This is a genomic window from Streptomyces sp. ISL-12, from assembly GCF_018614415.1.
In the GTDB taxonomy this organism is placed as follows: Bacteria; Actinomycetota; Actinomycetes; order Streptomycetales; family Streptomycetaceae; genus Streptomyces.
Genome location: NZ_JAGGOO010000205.1, coordinates 1 through 6,060, shown reverse-complemented (window position 1 = coordinate 6,060; position 6,060 = coordinate 1). Strand labels below are relative to the sequence as shown.

The 6,060-nt window shown below is 67.1% G+C and carries 5 protein-coding genes; 4 read left to right on the top strand and 1 reads right to left on the bottom strand.

What is annotated here, in order from left to right:
- Positions 1-78: 78 nt before the first annotated feature.
- Positions 79-876, bottom strand: coding sequence for a hypothetical protein (locus tag J7I94_RS37595; protein WP_215174818.1), 798 nt, complete (start codon positions 874-876; stop codon positions 79-81).
- Between the two features lie 1,630 nt (positions 877-2,506).
- Between J7I94_RS37595 and J7I94_RS37590 the strand changes: the two genes are divergently transcribed.
- The 4 genes from J7I94_RS37590 to J7I94_RS37575 form a co-directional block, all read left to right on the top strand.
- Positions 2,507-3,412: a helix-turn-helix domain-containing protein gene (locus J7I94_RS37590; protein ID WP_215174817.1), complete on the top strand. Its 906-nt coding sequence runs from the start codon at positions 2,507-2,509 to the stop codon at positions 3,410-3,412.
- 3 nt (positions 3,413-3,415) lie between these two features.
- Positions 3,416-4,108, top strand: a complete 693-nt coding sequence (locus J7I94_RS37585; protein WP_215174816.1) for a hypothetical protein — start codon at positions 3,416-3,418, stop codon at positions 4,106-4,108.
- A gap of 134 nt (positions 4,109-4,242) precedes the next feature.
- Positions 4,243-4,905 (top strand): WhiB family transcriptional regulator, encoded by a 663-nt coding sequence (locus J7I94_RS37580; RefSeq protein ID WP_215174815.1) that lies wholly within the window; start codon positions 4,243-4,245, stop codon positions 4,903-4,905.
- Positions 4,902-6,060 (top strand): hypothetical protein (locus tag J7I94_RS37575; RefSeq protein ID WP_251076326.1); only part of this gene is annotated, 1,159 nt, incomplete at its 3' end. The genes J7I94_RS37580 and J7I94_RS37575, both read left to right, overlap by 4 nt.

The window sequence follows — 6,060 nt, the reverse complement described above, 5'->3', positions numbered from 1 at the left end:
CCAATGAGTTTCTGATCAATAGCAGCTCACGAGCCGCCCGAGAGGCCGCATCGGAGCTTGACGTAGCAGCACTCAAAGTCACGGAAGCTTACGCTCGTCACTAGTCCCCCACCATGCACCGAGGGCAAAATGACTGCTCGTGTTGGTAACTTCGTACAACGTCTTAATTTCTTTGTTGATCGTTCCCCGCGACAAACCCATTAGCCTGGCTATCTGATCAATCGTCTGCCCGCCTTCCATCTTGCGGAGGATTTCACGCCCTCTACTCGTGGTCACTGTATTAGAATGATGCCTCTCCCGTTCACCGAACCACGGGTCTGCTCGATCCCAGAGAAACCGGTAAAAGGTCGTACAAATACCAACCAGTCCGGGGTGGGTAATAATGTATCCCGATGACCTTTTAGGCTGCCCCAATATTTGATCAGATATGATGGCGCATTTATTGTCAATTAGGATCATTCGAACGAAATTCGGGGCCATGGTTCGCACTTCCGCTCCATGATCCGACACCTTGCGCACCCATTCGCGTTCCGGAGCCCGAGTGCGCGCGCTCTCGGGATAGATCGTCCGCATGCGAATACCCTGCTGAAGCTTTTTTATCTCACGGGCCGCAGCTGCCACCAAGTCCACCGGCCGCCGCTGGTCGGGGTGCGCCGTGTAGATATGACTACTCATCGTGTCCATGTGGCGAGCGATGACACCATTCGCCTCAGCAGGTGCTTCGAAATAGCGGACACCGTCAGTCGTGCCCGCTACGAAGTGATGCAGGCTGGCGAAAAGCGTCGTGATGGAGGAAATGCGCTCTTGATGCTGCGCCACACTATGATGCTCCGCCTGTATAAGGTCGCGTTGCACTTCGTGCAGATTGGCGAGCACATACTGATTCGTGAAGGGCTCCAGGACGGCCAACCCAAGGCCAAACAGTTCCTCATGCCCCGGCTCCTCCTGCTCCCACCTCCCTCCGCCGAGCCCTCGAAGCACGAGAGCGCGGGCCTCTTCAGACAGAGTGAGAGGTACGTACGGGTGAGATATGTCCGTTCCAGCCACCTATGCACCTTCACTTTTGATCACTAGACACATGTACACCGGCTACCCGCTTGCCTGATGCAACCATCGCATGGCCGAATTTAGTAACAGAGCGCAAGGTTCCATCGCCCCCCGCTACGACCAGGACCGTACACCTGTCGGAACCGGAGGGCATCCACCTGCGAGCACGAGCAGCGTCGCAGGTGGGAGATAAGCAATGCGCCAGGGCCACGAGTGGACGCCACGGGGACCACTTAACTCACCGTCAGTTACAGCTGGCATCGGCAGAGAGGTTGACGGGCATGAACCGGACACGTCGCTACTGGATCAGCATCGCAGGCATCGCCACAGCAGTCGTGCTTGGCCTGGGCGGCATTCAGTCGTCGACCACTGCGCCTCCAAGTGTTCCCGCTGACACCACCTGGGGGTCGGCCAACACAACAGCTGTGGTTGAAAGCGATTCCCACACGGCTTCCGCCAACGACAGCACCTGGACCTAATCGACGTAAGCGGGCCATCGATGCCGAACCGCCCGCCGGCGCCATCATGAGAGAATGACCGGCCCCTCTCACGGGAGGTAAGAGTGAGAGGGGCTCAGTAGAAACACGGGGGCGGGACAGTGGAAACATCGGTAGAGCGCACTCGGGACGTCATGGCGAGACGCCCGCGAGACGTGACTGACCCTGTACCGAAGCCCGAACAAACTGAGCCTCTGCCTACCTGCCCGATAGACGGAGCTTGTGCCGGAAAGTGCTTCGCTTCCGCATTGAAACACGCCGCGCTTCGGGCCGAAGGCAGTGACGCCTTTTCAGGAGCCAGTCTCAGCTGGAGCGCAGGAGCAGCCGCTGCCCCATCCCTGAAGCTCGCTCTTCGCAACCTCTTTTTCGGCGGACAGGTGAGGTCGCGCGACGTAAACACGAGCCGCTCTGGGTTCATCCTACGAAGGCGGAGGCTGGCGGTGCGCGCTACCTCGGATGAATGCGAGCGCGTACATGCAGCTCTGATCGCGTGCGGTTCGAAGGACATGACCTGCCGGACAGGAACGTTTGGCCGGCCGACCCACCTCAGCAAACGCAACGGCAACGCCCCGCCAGGGCGTACGACTTCTACAGGGTTTAAGAACTAAGTCTGGATCTTGGCATGGGTTCGTGCGTATGTTCGTCGTCGCCGCGCCAGCCCGGTCCGGCCCAGGCGATCACGAGGAGCATCAACGTGCCCACCACTTGACATCGGTAGATCCATGCAGCGGCGGTGCCCGAGAGCGGTAACTCCCGGACACCGGCCGCCTTACGCCACCTCCGCCCCGGCAAGAGCGGATATGGCTTCATCACCACGCTGATCCCTGGCAGGGGGCGCTTCAGCGTGGCCATACCAGAGGAGATTGTTACATGCACTCTGCCTCACGCGGAAGGGTCGGCGGTCTGACCTGCGTGGCAGCGCACCCGATGCCTGTCCTCCGCCTCGTATCCGGGAACGGCCGATGAGCGCCGAAGCCCGCGAGTGGGTCTGGGAGTACAGCTCCAGTCGCGGCACCGCCCGCCTGGTCCTGCTGTCGATCGCCGACCGCGTACCGGATGAGCAGTGCGTCGCCTGGGCTTCGGTCGCCAGTCTAGTCAAGCGTACGAATGCAAGCCGGACCGCTGTACGTGACGCACTCGTCGCCCTCGCCGACAGCGGGGAGCTGGAGGTCCTGAAGAAGCTGCAGGGTCCCCAGCGCAGCGCGGTCTACCGACTGCCCCGCGCCGCCGCGTGGCTGGCGAAGGTCGCGGAGGCGGCGGAGGAGGAACCGGAGGCGTACGTCGAGCCGCCCACCGAGGCCGACCCGGTGCCGGAGGTCGACGAGAAGCGGCTTCAGCGGCACGGGATCTGGCCCAGGAAGGGTGCGGAAACCGGCCCCTCGCAGCGCAATCCGGCCGGTGCGGAATCCGGCCCCTCGCGACGGAATCCGACCCCTCGACGTGCCGGAATCCGGCCCCTGCACGGTACGGATTCCGGCCCCCAGAACCGTAGTGAACCGAAGGTGAACCGTAGGTACAGCAGTAGTGGTACCGGCGTCACCACGGCTGACGCGTGGGAGGTCGACCCAGCCAGCCGAGCCTGGGCACACCAGCAGGGACACCTCGACCGCCTCGGCGAGGAGGGCCTGGAGGCGGCGGATGCCAAGTGGCGTGCCCACCGCTCCGGTCACAGGCCCCGCTCGGCGGCTGCTTGGGCTGCGGACTGGCGCTCCTGGGTGGCCCGGGAGCACTCCCCGGACCGCCCACGGCTTCGCGCCCTGCCCGGCGGAGAGTCCGCTGCGGCAAGCGGGATGACCCGTGCCGAGGCCCACACCGCCGCCCTGCTCGCTGCCCTCGGCGGGCCGACGCCGACCGGAACGGAGGCATAGCCCATGGACCGCCGCGAAACCGCCGCGCTGCTGGCCTACATCGGCCGCCTCGACCCCCGCTTGATCCGCACCACCGAACGCGAGGCCGGCGACCAGCTCGCCCAGTGGCACGAGCTGCTCGCCGACGTGCCGTTGGCCACGCCGCACGGCTGGGATGCCCGCGTCGTGGCCCGCCGGCACATCAGCGTCTCGCCGTACCAGATCCTGCCCGCGGACATCGGCCGGCCCTGGGCGAACTACAAGCGAGACCGCCTCAACCGCCACACCGACCCCACTCCGTCGGCCGACCCGGACGACCAGGCAGCCTGGACAAACGAACTGGTCCGCCACCGCCGTGCCGTCGCCACCGGCCAGACGCAGCCCACCGAGTACCGGCAGCTCAGCAGCAGCCACCGGACCGAAGCGAAGGTGCGCGCGATGCCGGAGCGGCTCGGCTCCTGCATCCCGACGGAGGTCCGGGCAGCTCTCGCACCGTGGCGGACCGCCCGCGCGGCGCACGAGGCCGCCGTCGCCCGGGGCGAGATCGATGTGCTCGCCGTCGACTGCGAGAAGTGCGGTGCCTCCGTCGGCCGGCCCTGCCGCATCCGGCGCATCGACCCCGGCGGCTTCCCGCGCGGCAACAAGCCGATCGCGCAGCCGCACGAGTGCCGCCGTGACCTCGCCACTCAGAAGGCTCAGCAGACCACGACGGTCTGACCGGGTGGGCCACCACCCACTGTTCCGTCCAGGCTGCGGCGCTCGCTCGCCCGCAGTGCCGCAGCCTGCCCCCACACCGCGTCCGCGCCGCCGCCAGCGGCCGGCCGACGCGGCAGCACCTCCGGAGACTTCCCTTGCGCCACATCACCACCCACTACACGCCGGCCACCGGCCTGCGCGGACTCGGCGACACCAGCTGGCAGCCGCACGGAGCCTGCCACGGCATGGACCCCTGGGACGCCGACGCCGTGTTCTTCCCCGGACCCCGCGATCACGCCGCCATCGCCGAGGCCAAAGAACTGTGCGGCTGGTGCCCGGTACGCCGCGACTGCCTCAACTACGCCCTGGAACACGACCTCCAGGACGGCATTTGGGGCGGGCTGACCGAGGCCGAACGCCGCCCCTGGCACAAGGGGCTGCCCCAACGCATGGACTACAGCCGCGTGGTCGCCTTCTTCAACGGCCGCGACGTACACCTCACCGATGCCGAGCGCCAAGTGGTCATCGACCACGCCTACGTACGGGGCTGGCGTGCCGATCGGCTCGCCGCCGCCCTGCAGATCAGCCACAAGCACGCCCGAGACCTGCTGCGGCAGGTCGCCAACAAGGTCTTCGACCGCGACCTGACCCTCGGTGTACCGCCCAACCCCTACAAGAAGAAGGGGAAGCAGAACAAGAAGAAGCGGAAGCAGGCGGCCGACAGGCCCGGCACGGAGCCGCAGGAACAGCAGCGGCCGGCGAAGCCGCGGTCAGCGGAGACGACCAGTGAGCGAGCCACTCTCGGAAAGGCAGCATGACCCACCTCGCCCTGTCCCTCGGTGCCGCCCCCGACCTGTCCGTCCTCCTCACCACCGGCTCCATCGGTGTCACCGTCCTGGCCCTGGTCTGGGCGGGCGTGGCAGTCCGGCGCCGCAGGCCACGCCGGCAGAAGCGTCTCGGCAACCTGGCGGTCACGGCTGCCGCGGTCGCGGCGCTGGGCAGTACCGCCTACAGCGCGGACACCAGCTGGCGGTTCGCCGCCGACTACCTCGACATGGCTGGCACCGCCGAACAGATCGGCATGTTCGCCGCTGCCGAGATGGGACTGTTCGCAACCGCACTGATGGCCCGCCAGAACCTGGCCACCCAGGGCGTGCCGGGCCTGCCAGGGACCCTGGTGTGGGTGATCACCGCAGTGCAGGTCGTCCCCGCCTACGCCGAGAGCGGCCCCGTCGGCGGCACCGTCCGCGCCTTCGTCGGTCCCGTCATGGCCGCGATGCTCTGGCACCTGGCCATGGGCATCGAACTGCGGCTACACACCCCGGGGGCCGCCTCCCACGGCCTGCTGGCCACCCTCGGCCGGGAGACCCGTGAGCGGCTGCTGTCCCGCCTGGGCATCGCCGCACGCGACCGGGACGCCGCGCAGATCACCCGCGACCGCGCCACCGCCCGCGCGGTCACCCTCGCGGCACGCCTCGCCGAGTACACACCGCAGCAGCGGCAGAGCCAACGCGGTCGGCGCCTGACACGCCGGCTGTCCAAGGCGATCGGCAGGGCCTCGGTCGGTACCGATCCCGTCCAGCGCGCCGAGCTGCTCGCCCAGCTCGCCGCGCGTCGGCACGCTCTCACCCTCGCCACCGTGCCCCTGGCATCCCCCTGGTCTGCGTACCAGAGCAAAGGCCCCGTCCTGGTCCCCGCTGAAGGTGTCGGAGCCGGAACGGTCCCCGGGACCGCTGGCAGTTACACGTGGACCGGGGACCGAGGGGACCGCACCACGGGGACCGGGGATCGTCATGAGAGAACCGCAGCGAGCACCGATGACCGTACTGCCGAGGCGGAGGACCACCAGGCCAGCTCTTGTCCTGAGCCCGGGACAACCGCCCGCCCTCTTACCGACTCGGCTGCTCAGGTGCGCCTGTGTCAGAGGAACAACGCGACGGGGACCGGCACCCGGGACCGGGGACCGAACCACC

Bases quoted from the DNA above. Each gene is read 5' to 3' on its own strand.
- J7I94_RS37590 (WP_215174817.1), top strand. From the start codon at position 2,507: ATGAGCGCCGAAGCCCGCGAGTGGGTCTGGGAGTACAGCTCCAGTCGC.
- J7I94_RS37585 (WP_215174816.1), top strand. From the start codon at position 3,416: ATGGACCGCCGCGAAACCGCCGCGCTGCTGGCCTACATCGGCCGCCTC.